The following is a 25,983-nucleotide window of genomic DNA, read 5'->3' on the forward strand; positions in this document are numbered from 1 at the left end:
CGTAAGTAGAGAATGGCGAGCTGACTTCCTGTCCGCTCGCCACATTCCTTTCAAGGCAGCTCTCGAGTTCCAGCAACGCCTCGCAAGCTCTTGTTGGCGGGCTCACCATGTTGGTATCGTGAAGCTAGGCGGCTGCCTCGGCGACCTCGGGCGCGGTGATCCTCCGTACTGCGGCGTTCAGCGGTTCGGTGCTGACCTCTTCCTCATGCCAGGCCTCGCGTGCGGACGGGGCGAGATCTTCTGGTAGCCACAACTGGAAGACGGTGCCGTGATGCTCGGGAGTCGTCGAGCTATAGGCGTTCAGAAAGCCGCGATGCTTATGCACGATGCGCGAGCTGATCCACAGGCCCAGGCCGGTTCCGTGGATGCCCTTAGTGGTGTAGAAGGCGTCGAAGATGTGGTCCAGCGTTGCGCGAGGCATGCCGGAGCCAGTATCCGCCACGGTGATGCGAACGCCGGGCCTTCCGCTGGCGCGATCGGTTGCGCGCCGAGTGCGTACAGTCAGGCAGCCGCCGCTGTTGCGCATGGCGTCGATCGCGTTGCCGATCAGGTTATTCAGCACCTGGCGAATGTCGCCTTCGTAGCAGGTCAGGCTTACCCCGGCCTGATACTGCCGCTCGATGCGCACCCGCGAGTTGGCGAAACGAGCGTTATACAACTGGAGCACCTCATCTACCAGCGAACTCGGGTCCACTCGCGTGGGACGGGTCGATTGCCGGTGAAAGCGGAGCGTCTGCGAGGCTACCTGAGAGACACGCGCCAGCTCGCGGTCGGCAGTTTCCAGGTAATCGCGCGACTGCTGCGGAATACTCTCGTCCAGGCGCACCAGGTAGAGAAGGTTGGTCACGGCCTCCAGAGGGTTGTTAATCTCGTGCGAGATGGAGGAGGCAAGCTTACCGACTGCGGCCAGTTTTTCCGATTGCAGCAGCATGCCCTCGGCACGCTTCTGTTTGCGCAGGTCCACGGCAAAAACGGCAATGTCGCCCGACCCGCCCAAGTCGCTGTCTGGAGGCAGGCTGAAGGCGCCGATCAGCACAGGCACAGGATTGCCATTCCGGTCGAAGTAGGCCTTTTCGTACGGTTCGGCCACGCCGGAGGCTTGCAACTGCGCAACCGCCTGCAGATCGGCCGCGGCGTACCGCGGCGGCGTGAGCTTGTCCCAGCGGACCAGGCCGGCCGCCACTTCCTGCTCGGTGTACTGCAGCATGGATTGCAGAGCCGGGTTGATGTAGGTGAGTTCGCCGGAGATCGTGCCGATGGCGATGCCGACGCTGGCGGAGTCGACCAGGGTGCGAAAGCGGCGTTCGCTGCGCCGGGTGGCTTCACGAGCGTGCACGGTTTCGGTCACTTCCTGGGTCAGGTTCAGCAGGCCGACAACCTTGCCGCCGCCATCGCGGATGGGACTGTAGGTGAAGGTAAAGTACCCTCGCTGCAGCCCGTCGTCACGCAGGAGTTCTAGCGGTAAATCATTGTAGCTGTAAGACTTACCTTCGCGGAAGACGCTCTCAAGTTGCTCGCCAACGTCGGGCCATACCTCGGTCCAAACCTCGCTGGCGGAACGGCCCAGGGCGGACGGATGCTTGCCCCGCAGCATGGGGATAAAGGCGTCGTTGTAGAGGGTCGTCATCTGCTCGCCCCAAAACACCTGCACCGGTGTGGGAATCGAGAGGATCATGTTCACGGTGGTCAGCAGGCTGTTGTCCCAGGTGGAGATGGGACCCAGGTCGCTGTTGGACCAGTTCCGGGCGCGAATCATGGAAGCCATGGTGCCTGTTCCAAGAACAGGGCTGGCGGCTGGTATGTGTTCCGGAAATCCCATGCGTCTGCTCTTCTGTGACGCGTTCAGAGGTGGCGTGAGGTGCTTGGGCGGCACCCACGTCATTTCGGTCCTTGCAGAAAAGCCGGCGCATGAGCGGCGCCGGCCCGCTGATTACTGCAGTGCGCGAAGGTTTGACTAGGCGCGGACGCGACGCTTGAGGGCAGCCGCCATGCCAGTCAGACCGGTGCCCAGCAGAAAGAGGCTGGACGGCTCAGGGGTTGCAGCCAGGTTGAAGGGGCTACCGAACGAGATCGTGGGGGTGTAGTTCAGGGTCGGATCCGTCAAGGTCGTCATGGCAGCGTCTACCGTGAGCAGGTACGATCCGGACGCGAGATTGCCGAGCGCCGAACCGGAGATCACGCCATTGATGTCCTGATACAAGAAGGTGTTGGTGGCAAGATCCTTGAGGGAAAGGTCCCAGGAGTAAGTTGCCGGCACCGGCCCGTCTGTGAAGATCGGTGCAAGGTCCGCGATGTTATAGCCCGTGGTCGATGCCGTGGACAGCGTCGCGGTGAAGTTGCCGGTGGTGGTGTTGGCGGACGCAACTGTCTGGAGGAAGGCGACCTGGAGCGACTGCGGTGAGTTATAGGCACCTACGGTGTTGAGTTGGACCTGGCTGTATCCACCGTCGCTGCCCACGCCGAAACCGATAGCAGACGGGTAGCTGGCGCTGTAAGTGTTGCCGTCAGACGATGCGGTGATCTGTCCTGAGCTGATGTTGACCTGAGCCTGTGCCTGAGGGGCTACCGTGGCCAAAGCGAAGATTGCTGCAATTGCCGTGAGCGAGGCGGCATGGGAGAAGTTGGACATCGGGGAAATGCTCCTGGCTTCATGAAGGCTTTGTCTTTCATGAATGCAGACAGGTAGATGGCACCTAAGTTGTGTCTGTAGGTATAGCTCCGCAAAACTCAGGCTATTGCCGATGTACTTACAGCAGACTCGAAGTAAGCTTTAGCCCTGCTGTAAGAATGACGTCTTTAGGCGAAGTCTGATTCTTAGTAGTGGAGCTGGTATGGAAGTTATTTCCAGGAGCGCCTTCCGCGCAGCATCGACGCTCGGCGATGTGAGCTTAGGTCACGGCGGAGCTCTCGCCACGAATAGGTGGGCTCCGGTCGCGTGCCCTTCTGCCCGGACGGCGCTTCTGCGCGGACCGGCGAGAATGGCGTATGGGTTTGCGGTTCGAGGTGCATGCGGCAACGGAGGGTGGCGGTCGGCGTGGGACGCTGCACCTGCCGCATGGGATGGTGGAGACGCCGGTGTTTATGCCGGTGGGTACGGCGGCGAGCGTGAAGGCGGTTCCGCAGGGCATGCTGGAGACCCTGGGCGCGGACGGGCGGGGCGCGGAGATCATCCTGGCGAACACGTACCACCTGTACCTGCGGCCAGGGCATGACCTGATTGCGCGGCTGGGCGGAGTACACAAGTTCATGAGCTGGGATCGGCCCATGCTGACCGATTCGGGCGGGTTCCAGGTGTTTTCGCTGGCCGCGTTGCGCAAGATTTCGCCCGACGGGGTGGAGTTCCGGTCGCACCTGGATGGGTCGAAGCACTTCTTTTCGCCCGAGCACTCCATGGACGTGCAGATTGCGCTGGGCGCGGACATTGCGATGGCCTTTGACGAGTGCACGGAGCATCCCGCGACGCATGAGCGCACGCAGAGCTCGATGGCGCTGACGCATGCGTGGGCGGAGCGGTCGCTGCGACACTTCCGCGAGAACGCACATCGCGTGCCTTGGTTCGCCGAGCGCGGCGGACAGCGGCAGAACCTGTACGGCATTGTGCAGGGCGGCATGTACAAGGACCTGCGGACGGAATCGACGGCGCGGCTGCTGGAAATGCGCGACGCGGAGGGTACGGGCTTTGACGGGTATGCGATCGGCGGTCTGGCCGTGGGCGAGCCGCGTGAGGTGACGCGCGAGATCATCGCGCACACGCTGGAGCTGCTGCCCAAGGACAAGCCGCGCTACGTGATGGGCGTGGGCTACCCGGACGAGATTGTGGAGTACGCGCGGATGGGCGTGGACCAGATGGATTGCGTGTTGCCGACGCGCGCGGCGCGGCATGCGCTGCTGTTCACCAGCGAGGGGCGGCTGAATATTCGCGGGAAGAAGTTTGCGGAGGACAGCGGGCCGGTGGACCCGGACTGCGCATGCTCCACGTGTCTGCGGTATTCGCGGGCCTATCTACGCCACCTGTTCCACACGGGCGAACCGCTGGCTGCGACCCTGGCCAGCGTACACAACCTGCAGTTCTACCTGGATGCGATGCGGCGGGTGCGCGCGGAACTGCACGGCCAGGGGGATTGATCTGGCGCACAGGAGAGCCGCCTGTTTCCGCTGCGGCGGCAGAAGAGGCCGCAGTGGCGAGGCGTACGCGTTGCGGCGTGGCGGGCTCCTGATGTGGCGGCGTCTTACAGAGAGTGAAGGGGCGGATCAAGCGCAAGCAGGAGTGGGCGGAGGCAGAGGCGCAGGCGGCACGCGTCGCCGAGCCCGAACCGGTTTGCGCTTTATGCGGCAGGCCGCTGGGTGCCCGGGTGGAGTGGCACCATCGCGTGCCGAAGAGCGAAGGCGGAACGGAGATGGTGCCGGTTCATCCCATCTGCCACCGGACGATTCACGCGCACGTGTCGAACCATGATTTGGCCACGGTGTATGCCGACCTGGACGCCTTGCGCGGGCGCGAAGATATTCAGCGGTTCCTGCGATGGATCGCGAAGAAGCCTGAAAACTTCAACGCGCCCACGCGGCGAGCGCGGGTGGAGTAAGCGGAAGGAGCGACCAGACACTTTGCACACGGTCTTCCGCCACCTATCTAAATGCACAGGAAGCGGTCGCGTGCAGGTGAGAAGCATCGGATGGCGTGCCTGCGCATCACCCAACTTCCGCTAACGGCGTTTATCGTTCCCTAAACTGACATCGCTTGCGGTGCATTAGCCTGTGCTTGATATGTAAAGTGGGAAGTACACGTTTGCTGGAGCCCTAGTTGCATCCAGACCCCTCTTCGACTTCAGAATCTCCCCTAATTGCGCTTGGCGATGTCATAGCAGAACGACGCTTTACCTTGTTTGAATCGTCCGGTGCGGCCCGGCTTATCTGGGTGCGCCTCGGACGCCCCGTGATGACTAATCAGAGAGGCGTTCCTCAAGAAGGGCAAGACACAAACACCTTTCGTTGTCCGTTTCAGATTTCAGGTCTCGACTGCGATGACAGGGTCTTCGCTCCGTTCGGAGAAGATCCATTTGTGGCGTTGCAGTATGCCATTCATCTTGCGGGTGATGTTATCGAGAGCGGAGCCAAGCGACTGAACCTTCAAAACCCTCTCGCAAGGGTGCGGGAACGCGCGAAGCCTGATCGGCCACATTTTGAAGATGCTGGGCGTGCCTCTTGGATATGGGAGTTTGATTCATTACCGAACCTCACTTACGGCATCTGACCACACTGCGAGATGTCGCCCTTTAGGTTTTACTATCCATAAGTCGGCTTCTCGGAAGGGATCTGTTCGGAGCGGGTGTTCCGAATGGCTGAAACGGGCTGCTTTCGCAGGTAGGACTGAGAGAGAAGGGCCGCTGGTGGCGGCCCTTTCCTCATTTGCTGGTGGCTTGCGGGCTACTCCCCCACGAAGACCGCCGTGGTCAGGGCCGGGACGGTGAGCGTTCCGGTCTTGTTGTTAGCGGTGGCGTTGCGTACGACCGCGTCGCCGGAGCGGCGTTGGATCGGGTGCAGCGCGAGGTGCTGGTTGGCGAGGGTGGCGGAGGTGAAGCTCTGCTGTGTGCTGGTGGCGTTGAAGACGACGACGATGTTGCTGTAGCCGCTGTAGCTGAGGCCGTTGGTGTTCGACAGCCGCATGACGATGAGGCCCGGCGTTTGTGTGGTGCCAGTATTGAGGAAGGTGAGGTTCTGCTGGATCTCCGGCGCGGAGGTCATGCGGAAGAGGCTGGAGCCGTTGCGGATTTTCAGGAACTCCTGGAAGGCAGTGGTGGTGGTGGCGATGTCGGCCGGGGAGGGTTGCAGGGCGGTGTTGGCGAGCAGCGGCTGCTGGAAGCTCCACTGGGATCCGTTCTGGCTTTGGATCGGCAGGCCGATGCCCCAGTTGTTGCCCTGGCCGGTCCAGTCGATCTTGTTGAACCAGTCGCCGGAGTCGTAGCTGTTCTGGTCGAGGCTCTTGGAGCGGAGCAGGTCATCGCCGGCCTGGAAGAACGGAATGCCCTGGCCGAGTTCTACGAGGCTCATGGCAAGCACTTGGCGGCGGGCGCGGGTTGCCGCGGGCTCCGTGGTGGCGGCCTTCACCTGGATGGCGTCGAAGATGTCCTGGTTGTCGTGAACGGAGACGTAGTTCACGGCTTCGACCGGCGACGCGGTGTAACCGGTGGGCTGGCCCTGGTAGTCCAGGCCGCCGCCGGTGTTCTGGTTGCCGGTGCTGTCGGTGAACTTGTAATCGCGCAGGTTGCCGGTAAGGCCGACGCGGATCCAGTCGGAGCGGTGCAGCAGCGTGGACTTCTGGTCAAGCAGCGGTGTGATGCCGCTGGTGTAGCTGCTGGGCGCGGTGAACAGGCCGGTGGCAAAGCCCTGCACGCGCTCGTCATCGAACGGGCCGCCGCCGCGAACGCCATCGCGGATGCGGTCGTTGAAGCTGCCGATGCCGGTGCCGTACAGATTGCTCTGCTGCGCGTTCACGCCCAGGGCGCTGTTGGCGGTCTCGCCGAAGCTGAAGCCTTCGCCGTAGATGTAGCTCTTCGAACCGTCGATGCCGTCCTTCGCCAGCGTGAGTTTGGCCAGAGCCTGGCGGATCGCCTGCAGGTTGGGGACGAAGGTGAAGCTCATGATGTCGAAGCGGAAGCCGTCGATCTTGTACTGCTTCGCATTCCACACTATGGCGTCCTGCTGCAGCTTGCCCATCATCAGGTGTTCGGTCGCGGTGTCGGCGCAGCAGGAGGCGTTCAGCAGAGCGCCGTCTGCGTCGAGTCGGTTGTAGTAGTTCGGAACGACCTCATCGAGGATGGAGTTGGACGCCTCGCCAAAGCCGCTGGTGTGGTTGAAGACCACGTCCTGGATCACGCGCAGGCCGGCGCTGTGCAGGCCCATGACCATCTGCCGGTACTCCTTCACGCGGTTGTCGGGGTTGACGGCGTAGCTGCCTTCGACGGCGAGGTAGTGGTCCGGATCGTAGCCCCAGTTGTAGGCGTCGGAACCCTGCACGGCGGCGACGGCGGCCTGCTGCTGCTGGCTGTCCGGTGGCAGGCCGTTCAGGTTGGGTGTGGTCTTCCACGTCGACTTGTCTTCGTTGACGCTGTTGAAGTGGAAGGTGGGCAAGAGGTGGATGGCCTTGAGGCCGCTGTCGGCCAGCGTGCGCAGGTGGCGCATGCCGTCGGAGTTCGCGTCGGTGAAGGCGAGATAGGTGCCGCGATGCTCCTCGGGCACGGTCGCGTCGTTCACGCTGAAGTCGCGGACGTGCAGCTCGTAGATGCTCAGGTCGTTGACGCGGGCGAGTGCGGGGGCACGGTCAGCGTCCCAGCCCTGCGGCTGGTTGGTGTCGGCGGTGAAGTCGGTGATGCGGCTCTTAGAGCCGTTCAGAGCGAGGTCAGTGCTGTAGGGATCGCTGACGATGTTTTCGACGATGGAGCGGGTCGATGGAGCGTAGACCGTCTCGTCGAACAGGTAATACTTGCTGATCCACGAGCTGTCGAGGCGCGCGACCCAAACGCCGTTGTGGTTGCGCATGGGCAGGACCTGCGCGGGCGCGGTGTCGGTGGAGTTAGTGAAGAGCTGCAGCTTCATGGCCTGCGCCGTGGGCGCCCAGACCTTGATCTTCACGTCGCCGTCCTGCTCATCGGCGAAGTCGTTCCACTCGTCGTCGGCACTGCTGACGCCTTGCTTGCGGATGACGACGCCCAGCTTGCCGGAGTACGCGTACAGGTCATCGAGCACGCCTGCGTCCTGCACGCCGGTGGCGTAGCCCAGGGTGCCGTCCGACTTCAGCGCTTCGACGGCAAGCTGGCCGGTGAGCAGCTTGCGGTACTCAGCGGGTTTCAGATTGCCGCGCAGTTGCAGGGCGGTGTAGCCCTTCAGTTGCGGGAAGCGGGCAAGCTGCTGTGCGGAGAGCGTGCCGCCCGTGGTGAGCGGCAGGCCGCTGCCGGTGACGCCTTTTGCCGTGATGGTCATGCCGGCGTTCGGGCTGCTGACCAGGTAGAAGCTGGTGCCGGACGAAGCGTAGACGCTTTGAATCGCGATGGTGGTGCTGTCGATCCAGAACGCCTGCAGCTTGTAGAAGTTTGCGTTCAGCAGGTCGGCCGCGCTGGGTGGCTGCAGGTAGACGGTGGGATCGCCGGAGATGATCCAGGCCTCGTTGTAGAGGGCGACGTTGAGGAAGAGGTCGGCGGGTGTGTTCTTGGTGCCGGTCTGGATGTTGTGGACGATGAAGCCGAGGCTTTGCGCGTTGGGGATGAGCGCGACGTCGTAGTAGGCGCCGTAGCTGTCGGTGCCGGTCTGCTGCACGGGGCCGCCGTTGTAGTTGCCCTGGTCGGTGGCCGAGTCGCGGAAGCCGTAGACGGTCCAGCCGGTGTAGTTGTTGTCGGGCCGGAAGAAGTGGATGCGCGCGGTGTTGGCGGGGATCGCCGGGTTCTTGTGGCTGGTGATGTCGGGCATGGTGGTGGTCAGGCCGACCACGCCGGATAGCTGGTAATACTCGTTGCCTTGGGCGGATGGATTAATGTGCTCGTCGGGCCCGGGGTCTTTCTGGTCGCCACCGGCGGCGGTGGGGTTGTGCACGATGATGCCGACGTCCGTGGTGCCGGCGACGATGCCCACGTCATAGAACGCGCCGAAGCTGTCGGAGCCGGACTGCTGCACGGGGCCGCCGTTGTAGTTGCCCTGGTCTTCGGTGGTGCCGCCAAAGGCGTAGACCGTCCAGCCGCCGTAGTTGCCGTCGCTGCGGTGGTAGTGGATGCGGACGTGATTCGCGGGAATGGGCGCAGAGGTTTGCGCGGTGAGGCCGCAGCCGAAGCAGGCAAAGACAACCGCAACAAGAACGAGCAGGCGAGCGGAAAGGCGCACGGGGAAACTCCTGGACGAACGGGGGAATGCAAGCGGGGTTCGCAGCAGAGGAGCCTACGGCGAGGAAAGATCGTCCGTCAATGGAGGTTCTGAGTCCGGCGCTCGCAGCCTACAATCAGGTGCGATCCTGTGAAGTTTTGCGCGAAAGAAAGGCCCCTGTTCCTTTGAAGAAAGTGCTTCCGGTTGTTGCCCTTGCTGTGTCCTGCGTTGTGCTGTCCGCCGCTGTTGCGGCTCAGCAGACGTCCACTGCGATCCAGATCCACCTGGACCTGCGGGAGGCGCCTCGGAAGATCGTGCGGGCGGATGTGGACCTGCCGGTTGCGGCTGGGGCGGGGGCGCAGACCGTGGACCTGATCACGCCGGAGTGGATCCCAGGGGCGCATGGACCGCGCGGGCCGGTGACGGACATTGTGGGTCTTCGGTTTGAAGCAGGCGGTCAGGTGCTCAAGTGGCATCGCGACCCGGTGAATGTGTACGAGTACCACGTGGAGGTGCCGGCCGGCGTGGCGGCGATTCATGCGCACCTGGATTCGCTGGACACGCGCAACGTAAATGGGACGTATGCGGCGTTTGAATGGAACGGGGTGCTGTTGTATCCGGCGCATGTTCCGGTGCGGCAGATTGCGATTCAGCCGACGGTGACGCTGCCGGCGGGATGGGGTGTGGGCACGTCGCTGCATCCGCTGGCCGCTGCCGATTCGAATCAGGCCGCGGGCGGCACCGTGAAGTACGCCGCGACCACGGTGGAGCTGTTGCAGGACTCGCCGGTGATGGCTGGAAAGTTCTTCCACGAATACGCGCTGAGCTCGGGAACGCCGCTGCCGCATTTTCTGGACGTGGTGGGGCCGACGGCGGCCTCGGTTCAGGTGAGTGCGGAGGCGCTGGCGAAGATGTCGCACCTCCTGCGCGAAGGCATTGCGATGTACGGTCCGCCGCACTACACGCAGTACCACTTCCTGGTGCTGATGAAGAACGGTGGTGGTGGTGGGTTGGAGCACCATGAGTCGTCGGACAACACGGTGCCTCTGAGCTTTTTCAAGGAGTACGACCCGGAGGTCGGCACGTCCGGCATCCTGGCGCATGAGTTCACCCACTCCTGGAACGGCAAGTTTCGCCGGCCCGATGGCCTGGCGACGCCGGACTACGCGACGCCCATGCAAAACAACCTGCTGTGGGTGTACGAGGGGCTGACGAACTACCTGGGCGACGTGCTGGCGGAGCGCACCGGCGTGATGACGGCGGCGCAGTACCGGCAGGAGCTGGCTCTAACGCTGGCACAGCAGGATGCGCAAAGCGGGCGAGCGTGGCGGTCCGTCGAGGACACCACGTTTATCGACGCGATGCCGCGCGGCGGCCGCGGATCGAGCTGGAGCAGTTGGAAGCGTGGCACGGATTACTACCCGGAGGGCTCCATCTTCTGGCTGGATGTGGATACGACTATCCGCAAGTTGACCGGTGATAAGAAGAGCCTGCGCGACTTTCTTCTGCTGTTCCTGCAGGCGGGCAAGCCGGGCGAGGTGCGCGTGGAGCCGTACAGCCTGGACGAGGTGGTGCGCGATCTGAACGCGGTGGCACCGAACGATTGGGCAGGGTTCGTCCAGACCCGGTTGTACGACGTGCAGCCGCGCGTGAACGTGGAAGGTGTGGAGCAGGCAGGATGGCGGCTGGAGTACACGCCGGAACCGACGCCGGAGATGGCAGTGGTGGCGGCCGAGGACCCGTCCATGGCGGCGTGGTTCTCGATCGGCCTTAGCGTGGGAACGGATGGCGCGATCGGCGATGTGGGCGTTGGGAGTGCGGCGGACAAGGCGGGCCTGGCACCCGATCAGAAAGTGGTCGCGGTGAACGGCAAGGTGTTCACGCTGGCTGTGCTGAACACTGCCCTGCGGAGCGCAGGGACGCTGCAACTGACGGTGCAGGAGGGCGATGCGCTGTCCGTGGTGCCGGTGAGCGCGGCCCAGGGTTTGCGGTATCCGCGGCTGACCCGGGTCCAGGGAACGCCGGACCGCATGGAAGAGATTCTGAAGCCGGTGACACGCTGAGGCGGGAACGGTTGTTCGCAGGAAAGCTTCCAAGGCCCAGTGCAAAGTGAAAGGGACACAGCGCTTGCTGTGCCCCTTCTCCATCGATACGGACGCGCCCGCGGAGTGGATCGGCCTAGAGCGAGCGCAGAGCTACGCTGCCGCTGCCCGTGGTGACGCGCAGCGAGGGGCCGCCGCCGTTGAGGGTGCCGGTGAGCGTATGTTTGTCCACGTCACCGCGAACGGTGATCGGTAGATCGCTGTGGATGCTGCCGGAGCCGGTGTTCACTTCGAGGTTGGCGCGGGTGGAGGGGGCCACGCGGATGTCGATGGAGCCGCTGCCCGCTTCGATGAGAGCTCCGCTCTGGATGGTGGAACCCTGCGCGAGGGCGAGGTGGATGCTGCCGCTGCCGGTGCTCAGGCGGTGCAGGACGACGGAGCCGTCCGCATCGATGGTGCCTGAACCGGTTTGTGCTCCCAGGTCGCCATGGATGCTGCGCAGGTGAAGGCTGCCGCTGCCCGTGTCAGCCTTCAGCGCGCCGTCGATCTGCTCGCCCGTGATGCTGCCGCTGCCGCTGTGCAGTTCCTGCCGGCCGTGGACGCCGCCCAGATAGACCGAGCCGCTGCCGGTGGAGAGGTTCGCATCGGTTTCGGTGGGAACCTCTACGGTGATTTCGGGACCGCGGGACCAGCCGTGGAACCAGCCGCCGAAGGGCTTGCGCTTGAGCTCGAAGCGAACGGTGTTGCCGCTCTGATTCTGCTTCAGGTCGTACCGCTCGGGATCGGCATCGTGGAAATCGACGCGGACCCGGACCGCCGTGCAAGAGCCGCAACTGGCGGCGTGGATCGAAGCGTCGTCCGCGGTGAGCTGCAGCTCGGCGTGGCCACCGACGGAGTAGTTCTTCTCCACCACTTTGCCTTGCGCGTACAGGAGGGGTGCGGTGCAGGCAAGCAGGGCAACGGGAAGGGTACGCGCGAACGGGGCCATGGGGAAGTCTCCTGCCAGAGTGATACGCGAAGCCGGGCCGCTGGTTCCCTGTTTTTTTACAAAGAAGGTGTGTCGTGGGACGGGTGCAGGTGACTCGGACGACGAAGGGCACAGCCGAAGCTGTGCCCTTGTGGGGATCGGTCGCCGTCGGCTTAGCCCTGGTCCGGGCTGCGCAGCACTTCCAGCTTCACGTTTGCGGTGCCGGCGCGCAGAATGCCGAGCTGTTCGGCGGCGGCGCTGGACAGGTCGATGATGCGGCCGGGAGCGAGCGTGCCGCGGTCGTTGATGCGGACCACGACGGAGCGGCGGCTGTGCAGGTCGGTCACGCGCACGACGGTGCCGAGCGGCAGAGTCTTGTGTGCGGCGGTCAACTCGTGCTCGTCAAAGATTTCGCCCGAAGCGGTGGTGTGGCCGTGCAGCACGGAGCCGTACCAGGTGGCGATGCCACGAAGGGGGTTGGCGAGGGCGGCCAGGGGCTTGCCGAGTGCGGTCAGCGGGCGCTCGATACTGCGAATGGGGTGCAGGTCACCGAACTGATCGCCAAGCTTGTTCAGGTGCAGAGCTTCGACGAACCGGTTGTGCTTCTTGTTGACGGAGGCGCTGGCTATGGCCTGGGCCGCAGTGGGCACGTGCGTCAGCGCTACCGGCGGAGCAGCAAGCGGGGCCGGCGTTTCAGAATGATTCGCTGTGGTCAGGGAGATGGCGGCAGCAGCCGTGGCGGAGCCAGCAAGCAGCGCGGTAGTAAGAAAGCGGCGGCGGCCAAGGAGGCGAAGCGCGGCGCGCAGGTGGAACGCGGGACGGTGGAGGAAACGCGAAATCGAGGTGTGCTTGGGGGCGGTTACCGGGTCTTTTCCAGTGCGATTGCTGATCAAAATGGTTCCTGCAAGAGGAAGTCGAACAAGGGGTGTTGCGCGAGAACGAGGTTCTATGTTGCTGTGGTCACAGGGACGCTGTTTGCTCTGAGTCTTAGCCGGCGCCCTTCCTGAAAGAAAAGTTCGCACGGTCCTGTAAAACCGGCTCGAGCAGTGTCCCTGAGCTCCCCTGTCTTCTTCGTCTTCTTTCTGTGTGTAGTTGCGCTCTATTGGGCGCTTGGCGGTTCCCGCAGGGGCCAGCAAGTGTTGCTGCTGGTGGCCAACCTGTTTTTTCTGGCGAAGTTTGGGCCGGTGTACCTCGTGTTGCCCGTTGCCGCTCTGGTGGACTTCGCCATTGGGTTACGGCTGGGCACGCCTGGCATGGCGACAGCCCTCCGCAAAACCTGGGTCAGTCTATCACTGCTGTTGAACGTGGGGTTACTCGTCTTCTTCAAGACGTTGCCCATATTGGATGCCCGGCGCGGCGGCCGGGAGTGGGGCTGGCTGTTCACGTTGAGCCTAAGTTTCTATTGTTTTCAGTCACTTAGCTACACCCTGGACGTGTACCGTGGCGACGCCAAGCCGGAGCGCAACGCCATTTCGTACCTGGCGAGCGCGCTGTTCTTTCCGACGATCCTGGCTGGCCCGATTCCGCGGACGGCAAAACTGCTGCGACAGTGGGGCAAACCGTTCGGTCTGACGCGGCAGCAGGGGGCGACGGCGCTCTTGCTGATTGCGACTGGGCTGGTGAAGAAGCTGCTGGTAGCGGACTACCTGGCCGACAACCTGGTGAACCGCGTGTTCGATACGCCGCTGCTGTACTCGGGCGTGGAGAACCTGCTGGCGGTGTATGGCTATGCGCTGCAGTTGTTCTTCGATTTCAGCGGCTATACCGACATTGCGATGGGCGTGGCGATGCTGCTGGGGTTTGCCGTGCCGGAGAATTTCCGCACGCCGTACCTGAGCGTGAACCTGCAGGACTTCTGGAAGCGGTGGCACATCAGCTTCTCAAGCTGGCTGACGGACTACCTGTTTGAGTCGCTGCCGAAGAGCCGGGCGTGGCTGAAGTCGACCTTCACGTACGCCATCGTGACCACCTTTCTGCTGGGTGGGTTGTGGCACGGGTTTACGTGGAACTTTCTGATCTGGGGAGCGTTGCACGGTGTGGTGCTGAGCCTGGTGTTTGTGTGGTCGCAGTCGCGATGGAAGAAGGGCCGCAAACGGCGGCTGGGCGAGGGTCCGCTGTGGGCGCGAGTGCTGGGCGCGTTGGTGACGTTCCACTTTGTTTGCTTCACGTGGGTGTTCTTCCGGGCGCAGGATTTGTCGACGGCGAAGCTGGTGTTCCAGCAGATCGCATCGCACACGCCGGGTACGGAGAACGTGACGCCCGCGCTTTGGGGCGTGCTTAGTTTTGCCGCGCTGGCGCAGGCGATTCCGCAGGATTGGTTTGATCGCGCGGCGCGGTGGGCGGAGTGGATGCCGTTCTGGGTGCAAGGTGCGGCGGTGGCGGGCGTTGTGCTGCTGATTCAGCAGTTGGCGGGCAAGGGGTCGGCGGGGTTTGTGTATGGGGCTTTCTAATCCAGCAGCGAATCAGGAGAGCCCCGCAGGGTTGGCGCAAGCGGGCGTGGTGCGCACCGGGTTAGCGCTGGCGACCGCGGTGGCGGTGCTGGCGGTGGCGCACTGGTGGCCGCAGCGCGATGTGCGCGGGCTGGCTCCGACGGTGATTGCGGATGCGTGGCAGATGCATTGGCCGAAGCGGCCGGTGCCCGTGACGCCGGCATTGCCGCTGAACGGGGTGCAGCAAACGGGAGCGCAGGGTGCTCCGGGAACGATGGGTAAGAATCCGCAAGGAGGCGGGAGTGCTGTAGCTGCGGTTGCGACTTCGCCGGTGATGGTGGACGACTCCCATGCGCTGGACCCCTTCTTTCAGCAGTTGTGGGCGTTGCAGCAAGGCAAGCCGGTGATGGTCACGGTGCTGCACTACGGCGATTCGCCGACGACGGCCGACCTGATCACGGGCGACATTCGCGAGATTTTGCAGGAGCGGTTTGGCGACGCGGGCCACGGGTTCAACCTGGGCGCGAAGCCGTGGGCGTGGTACGGCCACCGCAACGTGGAGATGAAGGACTCGGGCTGGGCGTCGTCGCAGAAGGACGCGACCGGCGTGGGCAAGATGAAGCAGTCGCTGTACGGTCTGGGTGGTGCGATCTTCAGCGGCAGCGCGGGCGCGGAGACGACCTACACGCTGCGCGATGCGGCGAGCGCTCCGGCAACGGCGGTGGCGATCGACTACTTGCAGCAGCCGGGCGGCGGAACGATGACGGTCGCGGCGGATGGCAACAACGTCGCGACCATCGACACGAATGGGCCTACGGCGGTGCCGGCATCGCGGCTGGTGAACCTGCCCGCGGGCGCGAAGGAGATCAAGGTTGCGGTCAGCAACGGAAGCGTGAAGTGGTTCGGTGCGGACTTCCGTCACGGTGGAAAAGGCGTGATCTATGACTCGCTGGGGTTGAATGGAGCGACCACGACGGTGGTGTCGCGCACGTTCGATCCGGCGGCATGGGGCATGGAGTTGCAGCAGGCGAAGCCGAGCCTGATCGTGATCAACTACGGCACCAACGAGAGCCAGTTCGCGGGGCTGGTCACGACGCTGGAGCAGGAGTTGCGTGCGGCGGTCGCGAAGGCTCGGGCGGCGGCGCCGGGTGTGCCGATCCTGATCATGAGTCCGATGGATCGCGGCGAGCACGGCGGCATGAGCGAGATCCACACCAATCCGCAAATCCCGAAGATCGTGGAGATTCAGCAGAAGGTAGCGGCCGATACGCACTGCGCGTTCTTCAACACCTATGCGGCCATAGGCGGCGATGGCACGATGGCGCGCTGGTATGCGGCGAAGCCACGGCTGATCACGGCCGACCTGATCCACCCCACGCCGGATGGCGCGGTGATCGTGGCGCGGCTGTTTGTGGACCATTTATACGCCGCGTTTGACGGGTGGAAGCAGCGCAACGGCATTGGCGTGGTCAGGGTGATGAGCGCGACCGAGGCTGCGGCGAAGAAGAAGGAAGAGGCCGAGCGCAGGAAGTCCGAAGCCGCAAAGGCAAAGGCCGATGCGGCGAAGGCCAGGGCAGAAGGAGCGGCGAAAAAGCCCGCTGTGGCGAAGAAGCGTCCGGCGAAGCCTGCTACGCAGACGTCGCCGCAGGCCGAACCTCAGACCGCGCCCTAGAAGGCGGCCGAAGAGTGGGGCTCTTCCGTGAAGGGCGGGACATCACTGTCCTGTGAGCGGGCCGGGTTGCAGAGCGCGGTGGTGAATCAGTTTCGGCGCGATGAGCGGGCCGGAGACGTTGGCTGGAGAGCCTTGCTTTCTGCGCCTGCTGTCTTGACTGCGACGGAGTTCAGAACGAGATCGAGCGTGTGTTGCGCGTGCAGCAGGGGTTCCCTGCTCCGCTCCAGTCGGCTCAGCATCACGGCGCCTTCAAGCGTGCCGATGACGGTGTTTACGAGCCACGCGACGTCGGTGCCGTCGTTGATCTCCTTTGCGGCGATCGCGTCCTGAATGACGGCGTGAAGACGTTTGCGCCAGGCCTGGAATGCCTTGCGCACGAGCGCACGCAGGGCCTCGTTGCCGTCGTCGGTGTCGATGGCGCCGTTCAACAGAGGGCAGCCGCCGGGGATGGGCGACGGCGTTTCCACGAACCGCGCGATGAGTGCGCGCAGTCGCAGCAGCGGGCTGTCGCTGCCGGTGTGGATCTCTGTGCGCGACTTCACGGCGGCATCGACGGAGTAGTGGAAGACGGCTTCGGCGAGCTCTTCCTTGCTGCTGAAGTGGCGGTAGATGCCGCCCTTCTGCAGACCTGTGGCTTTCATGATCTCGCTCATGCTGCAGCCGTGAAAGCCGCGCTGGTTGAACAGCGGCGCTGCGCGCTCGATGATGCCCTGCCGGGTTTCTTCACCTTTGCTCATGGCCTTACCAGCATATGCGTGCAAGAAAGCTGAACCCTGCACCTGCTCTGCCTAATCAGATGCGAAAAGAGACCAATCGGTCTCATAACGCAGATGAGGGTGTGAAGCGCGTGAGTGAAGCCAGGCCAGCAATCAATCCGTGGGTGGTCGCCCTGACGGTCACCATCGCCACATTCATGGAGTTGCTGGATACGTCCATCGCCAACGTTTCGCTGCCGTATATCGCGGGCGGACTTGGCCGGTCGTTCGACGAGGTGACGTGGATCCTGACCACGTACCTGGTCGCCAATGCGGTGGTGCTGCCCATGTCTGCGTGGTTGTCGCGCGTGTTTGGCCGCAAGAACTACTACATGGCATGCGTTGCGCTGTTCACCGTGACCAGCTTCTTCTGTGGGATCGCGCCCACGCTGGGCGTGATGCTGATGGCGCGGGTGTTGCAGGGCATTGGCGGCGGCGGGCTGGCGCCGGTGGAGCAGGCCATCCTAGTGGACACGTTTCCGCCCGCCAAGCGCGCCAGTGCCTTTGCGCTGTACACCATTGCGATTGTGACCGCGCCGGCGATTGGGCCCGTGCTGGGCGGATGGATCACCGATAACTACAACTGGCGCTGGGTCTTCTTTATCAACATCCCGGTAGGCATCCTGTCGTTGCTGTTGACGAACCGGTTTGTGCACGATCCCGCGAGCTTTGCGGAGGAACGCAAGTCGGTTCGTGTGAATGGCAAGTTGAACGTTGACGGCATTGGCATCGCTCTGATCGGTGTGGGGTCTGCAGCGCTTGAGGTGTTGCTGGACCGCGGACAGATCGAAGACTGGTTCGGCTCCACCTTTATCTGCTGGATGGCCTTTCTCGGCATCACGTGCCTGAGCGTTGCCGTGTGGTGGGAGCTGCACACGCGCGATCCCATCATCGACTTCCGCCTGCTGAAGGTGCGGAACTTCGCCATTGCGAACGTCTTCTACTTTGTCTTTGGTGTGGGGCTGTTCGCGTCGACGACGATGATTCCGCAGATTCTGCAGTCGCTGTATGGGTATCGCGCGATCGATGCGGGACTGGTGCTTGGCCCCGGCGCGTTTGTGATCACGTGCCTGGCGCCGGTGGGCGCGCAACTGGTGCAGCGCGGCATCATCAAGCCGAAGAACCTGCTCTTTGGAGCGATCCTCACGGTGGGCTACTCGTTCCTGCACTACAGCAGCTTCACGCTGCAGACCGACTACCGCCACTATGCGCTGGCGCGCGCTCTGCAGGGGCTGGGGTACGCGTTCTTCTTTGTGCCGCTGTCGGTGATCGCGTATTCGCAGCTAAGCCCGGCGCAGAACAACAAGGCTTCGTCGCTGACCAACTTCTTCCGCAACTGGGGCGGCAGTTTCGGCATTGCGCTGGTGACGGCCATGTCGGAGCGCCGCCAGGATTTTCACCAGGACCGCATGGCCGCGAACCTGACGAGCAGTTCGAACGGGCTGCGTGAGGCGATCCAGGCAACCGCGGCGTATCTGCAGCAGCACGGCTATGCCGCTGCCGACAGCATGGCTGCGGCCACGGCCCGCTACTATGACCAGCTCTACGCGCAGACACGCATGCTCGCGTTTATGGACTGCTTTCGCATGATGGCCTGGCTGACGCTGATCGCAGCACCGTTGATTCTGCTGAGCGCGAACCTAAGGCCGGGGGCGAAGGCTCCAGAGGGCGGGCACTGACGCTGCCCGCCTTCGGGCGCAGTTGACGCGGTTAGGGAAGAACGACGATCTTGCCGCCGGCCTTGTTGCTGTCCATCAGTTGGTGGGCTTCGACGATCTGATCGAGGCGGAAGGTCTTGCCGACCTGGACTTTGAGCGTGCCGTCGGCGATCTGCTTCACGAGGTCGTTCAGCGGCATTTGCATGAAGTTGGGATTTTCGCCGGCGTAGACGGTCAGGTTGACAGCCGACGGGATGGCCGCCATGGGGGTGAAGCTGTCGAAGCTCCACTTGTTGCCGACAATTCCGGTCATGCAGACGCTGCCGCCGGCGCGGGCGCACTGGAGCGAGTCGAGCAGCGAGGTGACGCCGATGAGCTCGAGCACGCGGTCGACGCCGTCGGGGTATTTGGCGCGAACGTCTTTCGCGATCTCGCCGGAGTCGATGAAGACCTCGTCGGCGCCGGAGGAGCGGAGGAGGTCGGCGCGGTCGGCGCTGCGCGTGGTGGAGCTGACGTGCGCGCCGAAGTTCTTGGCGATCGCCGCCGCGGCCAGGCCGACGGAGGTGGTGCCGCCGCGGATGAGCAGGTGCTCGCCCTTTTTGAGTTGCAGAGCGGTGAAGAGCGAGCCCCAGGCGGTCTGCAGCATCTCCGGGACGGCGCCGAGGGTTTCCCAGCCGAGCTGGTCGGCAAGGGCGGTGTCGATCTTCTGAATGTGAGCGGCGGGGACGAGGGTGTACTCGGCGTAGCCGCCGTCAATGTCGCGGCCCAGGCCGCCCATGCAGGTGAGGACGACGTCGCCGGGCTGGAACTCGCCGCCGGGTGCGTCGGCAACGGTTCCGGTGGCTTCGATGCCGAGGATGCGCGGGAGCTTGACGTTGGGCGATTCACCGCGGCGGGTGAACAGTTCGGACCGGTTGATGCCGAAGGCGCGGACGCGGATGAGCACCTGGCCGGGGGTGGCCTGTGGCACAGGGCGAGTTTCAAGTTGCAGGGCTTCCGGACCGCCGGGAGCGTTGAGGACGGCGGCTTTCATGGTCTGGGGGATGGCGTCGGGCATGGTCACCTCGTGCGGTTGGATGCGGTGCGTCAGAATTTGACGCAGGCGCTGGCGCTGCATTGTCCGACCGGGCAGCGTTCGGGCAGGGCCAGGAAGGCGGCTTCCGCTGCTGTGGATTTTGGGGTACACTACTGAGGTTGTCCTGAGTGGTTGGCCAAGGCGTCGTGAGAGCGCGGGCTGGCTGCTTCGGCTGAGCGGGCTGTATGGCTCGGGTCCGTTGGACATGCAAATTTCAAGCTCAAGAGAACGCGGGGCCGCTGCCCTGCCCATCGCAGGAGAAGCCGTACCATGCCGAAGCGCACATTTCAGCCCAACCGCCGCCGCCGCGCCAAGACGCACGGATTTCTGACCCGCATGAAGACCAAGGCAGGTCAGAACGTTCTGAACCGCCGCCGCGCGAAGGGCCGCCACAAGATTGCGGTTTCCGCCGGCTACCGCGACTAGTCGTCCACGCTGCTATTGAGAAAGGCACACGGCTTCGGCCGTGTGCCTTTCTGTTTGTGGCGGCTCCACGTAGAGCCCTCGCATCGGTACGCCTGTGTGTGCAGTGAGTTCGTTCCCGGCGCATGTGGCGAAGATGGCGCGGCAGGAGCGCCTGTTCGGGAGGCAGTCCGGGCGGGTTTGCCCATCTCAACGGTAGAGATCTGTTGAGGAGACACCAGTGCCCGGAACGGACGAGTTGAGCAAGGATCCTGTTGCGCGGTTGGCGCAGGGTGTGACGTGGATTACGCCGGCGGCGGAGCAGGCGGTGCAGGACGCGGTCCAGCGGCCGTTTCGCGGAAGCGAGGCGGGCGAGAAAGTTCTGTCGTTCTTGCACGGGCACTGGCTGCATGAGCCGCTGCATGTGGTGATGACGGACCTGCCGGTGGGAGCCTGGAGCGTGACCGTGATTGCGGACACAGTGGGCTCGCTGACCGGGACCGATTCGCTGGACAAGGTGGCGGACGTTTCGCTGCTGATCGGGCTGCTGGGAGCGGTGGGCGCCGCGGTGACCGGCATGGCGGACTGGTCGGAGATCAAGCGGGAGCGGCCGCGTCGGGTGGGTTCGGTCCATGCCCTGCTGAATGTGGCGTCGACGGGGCTGTTTGCGGCGTCGTGCCTCTTGCGCGGCAAGCGCCGAAGCCGGACGCTACCGCGATCGCTGGCGGCGGTGGGGTACCTGGTGGCGTCGGTGTCGGCGCACCTGGGCGGCAACATGATTTATGAGTACGGGGTGGGCGTGCGCGGGCAGGAGAACGGCGTGCGCTAGGCCGCCGTCTCGCTGAGGCCTGCTGTGCACGTCTCATAACCGGCGCGCTGACAGATGCGGGTCTGAGCTACCGGCTGCGCCGTCCTTGGATCAGCCGCGATTCGCTAAGCTGGTGGCAGCGCCATGGCGACCACGTTTCCCATTCCCGATGCTGCTACGCCACCTGCCGCCGAGCCGTTCTCCCCGGCGGAGTTGCGGCTGCGGCGGCATGCGGAGTTTCAGCGGGTTTATAACGCGACCCGGAAACAGCATGGCAAACGGATGAGTTTTTTCGCGGCGCGCCGTGAGGTGGTGCCGGGCGAGTATGCGGGCCCGCGCATCGGGCTAACGGTAGGCCGCGTGATGGGCAAGGCGCATGTGCGGAACCGCATCAAGCGGCGGCTGCGGGAGGCTGTGCGCGCGGAGCAGGCGGCGCTGAAGGGATTGCCGCTGGATGTGGTGCTGCATCCGCGGCGAACGGTTGAGACCCTGCCGTTTGATCAGTTGCGGGCCGAGGTCGCCGAGGTGTTCCGCAGAGCGGCGAGTCAGCGAGTCAGCGGTTCAGCGAGTCAGCGGCCGGGCGAGGCTTCCGGTAAGCCGTTCAGCAAGGCCGGCTTGCCGGCGGATGCGGCAGCCGGTGCTGGAGACGCGCGACCTGGGGACGGGGCGGCGAGGTAGCAGTGTTTCGGGCGCTGTTCTGGGTGTACCGGCACACGCTGTCGCCGTTGCTGCACGGGTTTGGCGTGGGCGGCTGCCGGTTTCAGCCATCGTGTTCCGAGTACGCCGAGGTGGCGATCGCGCGGTTTGGACCGTGGCGGGGCGGCTGGTTGGCGCTGCGGCGATTGGGGCGGTGCCACCCGTTCAGCAAGGGCGGGCTGGACCAGGTGCCAACTGCCGACCGGTCGTAAGTTGATGCCCTTGAGGTGCGGAAGCTTGCTGCTCTCGCGCGGGGCTCGCGGGATTTAGCATGGTGAATGGCCGGAGTTGCGTCGGAGCGACGCAGGTTTCAGGGCCGGTGCGGTGGGGTGGTCTGGCCGAGTGTGGGGCGGGCGCCTGAGGCTGCGTTTAGAAGAGGACAGGTTTGGCAGAGATTCGCAATCCCAACCAGGGTGGTGGCGGCGACAGCAACAAGCCGCTGCTGTACATGATGCTGGCGATGATCGTGGCGTTCACGGTCTTTCAGATGTGGCGCGGCACGAAGACGCAGCCGTTGCAGAAGCCGACGGCGACAAACTCCGCGACGGCACCGAATGCGGCAGGCAAGTCGCCGGTGCCGACGGGTTCGACCCAGGCGTTCAATCAGCAGGCGGCGGGCACGGCTGGTGCTGGGAACGCCGCCGGCGCCGCGGCTGCCGTTCCGGCGGTGGTGGGAACGGCCGAGCAGACCACGGTGGTGGAGAACCAGCTTTATCGGATCGCGTTCTCGAGCCGGGGCGGCGAGGTGCGGTCGTGGGTGCTGAAGGGGCAGAAGGATCGCTATGGCGCTCCGCTGGACCTGGTGCATGGCGCGGCGGCGAAGCAGTTCGGGTATCCGATGTCGATCTACACGTATGACCAGGGGCAGAACGCAAACCTGAAGCAGGCGCTGTTTGTGCCGAGCGCGACGGGCAACCTGCTGGCGCCGCAGACGCTGACCTTCCACTATGCGCAGGGCGGTTACGACATTACGAAGACGTTCCGCTTTGACGAGACGTACGTTGTGCATGCCGAGGCCGAGGTGAAGCAGAACGGCGTGCCGGTGCGCGCGCTGCTGGCTTGGCCGGGCGGCTTTGGCGACCAGGAGCAGGCGCAGGATTACAACAGCGCCACGGTCGAGACGATGCGCGGCGGCAAGGAAGAGCACCTCGCGTTCAAGAAGGTGGTCGGCGGCGACACGTTGAACGCGCCGGTGGACTTTGCGGGTGTGGCCGACCAGTATTTTGCGGCGGTGATGCTGCCGGAGAACATCGACAACGCGACGGCGGTGACGCTGAGCAACAAGATCGACGTGCAGAAGCTGGCGCGCGACGGCAAGGCGACGGGCAAGAGTGTAGACGTGCCGCTGCTGGGCGTGGCGGTGGGCGCGACGGACGGGCCGGCGAAGCTGCGCGTGTTTGCCGGGCCGAAGAGCGTGCCGGTGCTGAAGAGCGTAACGGTGAGCGGGCGCAGCGGAGAATCGCTGGCACCGATCATGGATTTCGGCTTCTTTGGGCCGATCGCGAAGGGCCTGTTCTGGGCGCTGTACTGGACGCATGAGCACCTGGCCAGCAACTGGGGTTGGGCGATCGTGGTGCTGACGGTGCTGATCAACGCCGTGCTGATTCCGCTGCGCGTGCAGACCATGAAGAGCGCGCTGAAGATGCAGCGCATTCAGCCGCAGATGGACGCGATCAAGGCCAAGTACGCGAAGTACAAGGTGACCGATCCGAAAAAGGCGGAGATGAACGCCGAGATCATGGACCTGCAGAAGAAGGAAGGCGTGAACATGCTGGGTGGCTGCATCCCCACGCTGATTCAGCTGCCTTTGCTGTTCGCCATGCTGAGCACGATTCCGAAGGTGTTTGAACTGCGTGGCGCGCACTGGTTCTGGCTGCATGACCTGACGGCAGCGGACCCCTGGCACGTGCTGCCGATCACGCTCGTCATCTCGCAGTTCCTGGTCAGCTTCTACATGCCGAGTCCCGGTGTGGACCCGGCGCAGCAGCGGATGATGGCGTTCATGATGCCGGCGTTTTCGCTGTTCATTACGTGGAACTATGCGAGCGGCCTGGGCATTTACTGGGTCGTCGGCAACATCCTGATGGTGATCACGCAGTTGGTGATGAACCAGACGGCGCTGGGCAAGGAGATGCGTGCGCTGGCGGCGAAGCGGGCGCGCAAGAAGGCGAACGCGCCGCAGGGTGCGAAGGTGATCCAGGGACGGCGGTAAGGTCCAGCGATACGGAGAGAGGGCTCGGCGAAATGCCGGGCCCTTTCTGCGTTCCGGCCGTTCGAAGGGCTGCGCTGCTGGGAATTTGCTTCATGTGAATCGCTGGCTTGAGCGTGATTGCATCGCCACGTAGACTCCGCAGGTGGGTAGCGATGGCTCGATGAGCCGCGCTGGTTCAGGAGTGCAATGCTGAGATCGATGGTTCGTGCTGCCGCGCTTGCGGTGGCTGCCGTGGTGTGTGTTGGGCCGCTTGTCCTGCGGGCGCAGAGTGTTGGTTCGCGTGCGGGTGTGGTGGACGAGGTCGATCCCACGATTGGCAACGTGAGCATCCTGCTGGAGCCGACGCGGCCCACGGCGTACCTGCCGAACAGCATGGTGCGGATGTATCCGGTGCGCAAGGATGCGCTGGACCCGGAGATCCAGTACTTTCCGCTGACGATCCTGTCGCACCGGCAGCCGGAGCTATTTGCGGTGATGCCGGGCGATGGCAAGCCCGCGGCGTATGACGCGGAGCATGCGACGCCGTACTTCTACACCTCCCGCTTTGATGACGGGATGATCGGGACGGAGTTTGCGCCGGCGCACCAGGCCGGGTATTTCCGCTTCACGTTCCCGGATGGCAAGGCTACGTTGCTGGTGCGGAACCTGCATCCGGGGTCGGTGAAGTTGGTTGACGCGAAGGTCGTCACGGGCGAAGAGAAGGTGATGGGCGTGACCGCGTACTTCTACGCGGAGACGAGTGCGCCGGTGAGGGCTGAGAGCGCTCATGTGGGGGATGGCGATCGTGTGTCGCTGACCGCGAGCGGAGCGAAGTCGCTGGACTTCCGCTACGGAGTTTCGTTCATCAGCGTGGAGCAGGCGAAGCGAAATCTGCAGCGTGAGATTCCGGCGTTTGAGTTCGAGCGAGTGAAAGATGCGGCGCGCGCGACGTGGAATGCGGCGCTGGGCCAGATCGAGGTGGAGGGTGGGACGCCGGCGCAGAGGCGCGTGTTCTATACGGCGCTGTACCGCTGCATGGAGCGCATGATCAACATCACCGAGGACGGGCGCTACTACAGCGGTTTCGATCACCAGGTGCATGAGGATGCGCGGCCGTTCTACGTGGACAACTGGCTGTGGGACACGTACCGCGCGATGGAGCCGCTGCAGACGCTGCTGAATCCCGACATGCAGGCCGACAAGATTCAGTCGTATGTGCGGATGTATCAGCAGAGCGGCATTATGCCGACGTTCGCGCTGACGAGTGGACCGGCGGCGATTATGAACGGCAACCATGCCGCGCCGTGGATCGCCGATGCGTGGAACAAGGGCGTGCGCAACTTCGACCTGCCGACGGCGTACGCGGGGCTGCGCAAGCGTTCGCTAGAGCAGACGATGCTGCCGTGGACGCTGGGACCGAAGACGGTGCTGGACGACTTCTACGCGGCGCACGGCTACATGCCCGCGCTGCGACCGGGCGAGAAGGAGACGGTGCCGCAGGTGGCGTCGTTTGAGAAGCGGCAGCCCGTGCCGGTGACGCTGGGGAACAGCACCGACGACTGGTGCATCGCGCAGTTGGCGGGCGTGCTGCACAAGCCGGAGGACCGTGCGCTGTTTCTGAAGCGCGCGGCGAACTATCGCAACCTGTACCGCGCGGACAAGGGGCTGATGTGGCCCAAGGATGACCAGGGCAACTGGATCGAGCCGATGGATCCGAAGTTCGGTGGCGGCCTGGGCGGACGTGAGTACTACGACGAGAACAACGGCTACACCTACGCGTGGGACGTGCCGCACGACTACGCGGGGCTGATTGCGTTGATGGGCGGGCGTGCGAAGGCGGAGGCGAATCTGGACCAGCTCTTCCGCGAGCCGCTGGGGCGTTCGCGGTACGAGTTCCAGGCGAAGTTCCCGGATTCGACGTCGATGATCGGGCAGTTCTCGATGGCCAACGAGCCGAGCCTGAACATTCCGTACCTGTATGACCGCATGGGCGCGCCGTGGAAGACGCAGGCGCGGGTCCGGTCGATTCTGACCGCGTTCTTTCCAGACGATCTGCAGGGCATTCCGGGCGATGAGGACGGCGGCGGTCTGAGCTCGTTTGTGGTGTGGTCGATGATGGGCGTGTACCCGGTGATGCCGGGTGTGCCGGTGTATGACGTGGCGAGCCCGGTGTTCACCAAGGTGACTGTGCACCTGAAGAGCGGCAAGGATTTTGTGATCGCCGCGCCCGCTAGTTCGGCGGACAACGAGTATGTCGAGAGTGTGCGCTGGAACGGCAAAGCGATGGACCACCTCTGGATCACGCACAAGGATGTGACGAGTGGCGGGACGCTGGACTTGACGATGGGCAGTGTGCCGAACCGCCTGCTCGGATCGCAGGAGAAGGCGGCGCCGCCGGATTCGATGGATGTGGATGTTTCGCAGTTCGAGTAGTGAGTAGG

20 protein-coding genes are annotated in these 25,983 nt (G+C 64.0%); 13 read left to right on the forward strand and 7 right to left on the reverse strand.

The window, feature by feature from the left end:
* Positions 1–124 precede the first annotated feature (124 nt).
* Positions 125–1,765 carry a PAS domain-containing sensor histidine kinase gene (locus OHL12_RS12880; protein WP_263414222.1) on the reverse strand — a complete coding sequence of 547 codons (1,641 nt, stop codon included), beginning with the start codon at positions 1,763–1,765 and terminating at the stop codon, positions 125–127.
* A gap of 189 nt (positions 1,766–1,954) precedes the next feature.
* Positions 1,955–2,629: a PEP-CTERM sorting domain-containing protein gene (locus OHL12_RS12885; RefSeq protein WP_263414223.1), complete on the reverse strand. Its 675-nt coding sequence runs from the start codon at positions 2,627–2,629 to the stop codon at positions 1,955–1,957.
* A 356-nt stretch (positions 2,630–2,985) separates the two neighbouring features.
* Between OHL12_RS12885 and tgt the strand changes: the two genes are divergently transcribed.
* From tgt to OHL12_RS12900, 3 genes are all read left to right on the forward strand, one after another.
* Entirely contained in the window at positions 2,986–4,125 is a 1,140-nt protein-coding gene (tgt, locus tag OHL12_RS12890) for a tRNA guanosine(34) transglycosylase Tgt (protein ID WP_263414224.1), read from the forward strand.
* A 113-nt stretch (positions 4,126–4,238) separates the two neighbouring features.
* Complete coding sequence (locus tag OHL12_RS12895) at positions 4,239–4,583, forward strand: HNH endonuclease (RefSeq protein ID WP_263414225.1); 345 nt, start codon at positions 4,239–4,241, stop codon at positions 4,581–4,583.
* 218 nt (positions 4,584–4,801) lie between these two features.
* Entirely contained in the window at positions 4,802–5,251 is a 450-nt protein-coding gene (locus tag OHL12_RS12900) for a hypothetical protein (protein ID WP_263414226.1), read from the forward strand.
* A gap of 173 nt (positions 5,252–5,424) precedes the next feature.
* Here the strand turns inward: OHL12_RS12900 and pulA are convergent, their stop codons facing one another.
* Positions 5,425–8,868 (reverse strand): pullulanase-type alpha-1,6-glucosidase, encoded by a 3,444-nt coding sequence (pulA, locus tag OHL12_RS12905; RefSeq protein ID WP_263414227.1) that lies wholly within the window; start codon positions 8,866–8,868, stop codon positions 5,425–5,427.
* A 173-nt stretch (positions 8,869–9,041) separates the two neighbouring features.
* Between pulA and OHL12_RS12910 the strand changes: the two genes are divergently transcribed.
* On the forward strand, positions 9,042–10,910 hold the full coding sequence (locus OHL12_RS12910; RefSeq protein ID WP_263415132.1) for a M61 family metallopeptidase: 1,869 nt from the start codon (positions 9,042–9,044) through the stop codon (positions 10,908–10,910).
* A gap of 115 nt (positions 10,911–11,025) precedes the next feature.
* On the opposite strand, the gene OHL12_RS12915 is transcribed toward OHL12_RS12910, so the two are convergent.
* Positions 11,026–11,877, reverse strand: coding sequence for a DUF4097 family beta strand repeat-containing protein (locus OHL12_RS12915; RefSeq protein ID WP_263414228.1), 852 nt, complete (start codon positions 11,875–11,877; stop codon positions 11,026–11,028).
* A 152-nt stretch (positions 11,878–12,029) separates the two neighbouring features.
* Entirely contained in the window at positions 12,030–12,749 is a 720-nt protein-coding gene (locus tag OHL12_RS12920; RefSeq protein ID WP_263414229.1) for a septal ring lytic transglycosylase RlpA family protein, read from the reverse strand.
* 153 nt (positions 12,750–12,902) lie between these two features.
* Here OHL12_RS12920 and OHL12_RS12925 point away from each other — a divergent pair, with 153 nt between their 5' ends.
* The gene (locus OHL12_RS12925) at positions 12,903–14,306 is read left to right on the forward strand and encodes an MBOAT family O-acyltransferase (RefSeq protein ID WP_263414230.1); all 1,404 of its coding nucleotides are present in this window, start codon (positions 12,903–12,905) and stop codon (positions 14,304–14,306) included.
* Between the two features lie 31 nt (positions 14,307–14,337).
* Positions 14,338–15,957, forward strand: a complete 1,620-nt coding sequence (locus OHL12_RS12930) for a GDSL-type esterase/lipase family protein (protein ID WP_263414231.1) — start codon at positions 14,338–14,340, stop codon at positions 15,955–15,957.
* Positions 15,958–16,043: 86 nt separating this feature from the next.
* On the opposite strand, the gene OHL12_RS12935 is transcribed toward OHL12_RS12930, so the two are convergent.
* Entirely contained in the window at positions 16,044–16,694 is a 651-nt protein-coding gene (locus OHL12_RS12935) for a TetR/AcrR family transcriptional regulator (RefSeq protein WP_263414232.1), read from the reverse strand.
* A 59-nt stretch (positions 16,695–16,753) separates the two neighbouring features.
* On the opposite strand from OHL12_RS12935, the gene OHL12_RS12940 reads away from it, so the two are divergent.
* Positions 16,754–18,391 (forward strand): DHA2 family efflux MFS transporter permease subunit, encoded by a 1,638-nt coding sequence (locus OHL12_RS12940; protein WP_399261677.1) that lies wholly within the window; start codon positions 16,754–16,756, stop codon positions 18,389–18,391.
* Between the two features lie 31 nt (positions 18,392–18,422).
* Here the strand turns inward: OHL12_RS12940 and OHL12_RS12945 are convergent, their stop codons facing one another.
* On the reverse strand, positions 18,423–19,487 hold the full coding sequence (locus tag OHL12_RS12945) for a zinc-binding alcohol dehydrogenase family protein (RefSeq protein ID WP_263414234.1): 1,065 nt from the start codon (positions 19,485–19,487) through the stop codon (positions 18,423–18,425).
* A 228-nt stretch (positions 19,488–19,715) separates the two neighbouring features.
* Between OHL12_RS12945 and rpmH the strand changes: the two genes are divergently transcribed.
* From rpmH to OHL12_RS12975, 6 genes are all read left to right on the forward strand, one after another.
* Positions 19,716–19,871: a 50S ribosomal protein L34 gene (gene rpmH, locus OHL12_RS12950; RefSeq protein ID WP_263414235.1), complete on the forward strand. Its 156-nt coding sequence runs from the start codon at positions 19,716–19,718 to the stop codon at positions 19,869–19,871.
* 217 nt (positions 19,872–20,088) lie between these two features.
* The gene (locus OHL12_RS12955; protein ID WP_263414236.1) at positions 20,089–20,676 is read left to right on the forward strand and encodes a DUF2231 domain-containing protein; all 588 of its coding nucleotides are present in this window, start codon (positions 20,089–20,091) and stop codon (positions 20,674–20,676) included.
* Positions 20,677–20,799: 123 nt separating this feature from the next.
* A complete protein-coding gene (rnpA, locus tag OHL12_RS12960; RefSeq protein ID WP_263414237.1) occupies positions 20,800–21,333 on the forward strand; it encodes a ribonuclease P protein component in 534 nt (177 codons plus the stop codon).
* A gap of 2 nt (positions 21,334–21,335) precedes the next feature.
* Positions 21,336–21,563, forward strand: a complete 228-nt coding sequence (gene yidD / locus OHL12_RS12965) for a membrane protein insertion efficiency factor YidD (RefSeq protein WP_263414238.1) — start codon at positions 21,336–21,338, stop codon at positions 21,561–21,563.
* A 173-nt stretch (positions 21,564–21,736) separates the two neighbouring features.
* Positions 21,737–23,563: a membrane protein insertase YidC gene (gene yidC / locus OHL12_RS12970; protein ID WP_263414239.1), complete on the forward strand. Its 1,827-nt coding sequence runs from the start codon at positions 21,737–21,739 to the stop codon at positions 23,561–23,563.
* Between the two features lie 186 nt (positions 23,564–23,749).
* Positions 23,750–25,975 carry a GH92 family glycosyl hydrolase gene (locus tag OHL12_RS12975; RefSeq protein ID WP_263414240.1) on the forward strand — a complete coding sequence of 742 codons (2,226 nt, stop codon included), beginning with the start codon at positions 23,750–23,752 and terminating at the stop codon, positions 25,973–25,975.
* Positions 25,976–25,983: the final 8 nt, after the last annotated feature.

The sequence above is a fragment of the Terriglobus aquaticus genome (genome assembly GCF_025685415.1).
In the GTDB taxonomy this organism is placed as follows: domain Bacteria; phylum Acidobacteriota; class Terriglobia; order Terriglobales; family Acidobacteriaceae; genus Terriglobus; species Terriglobus aquaticus.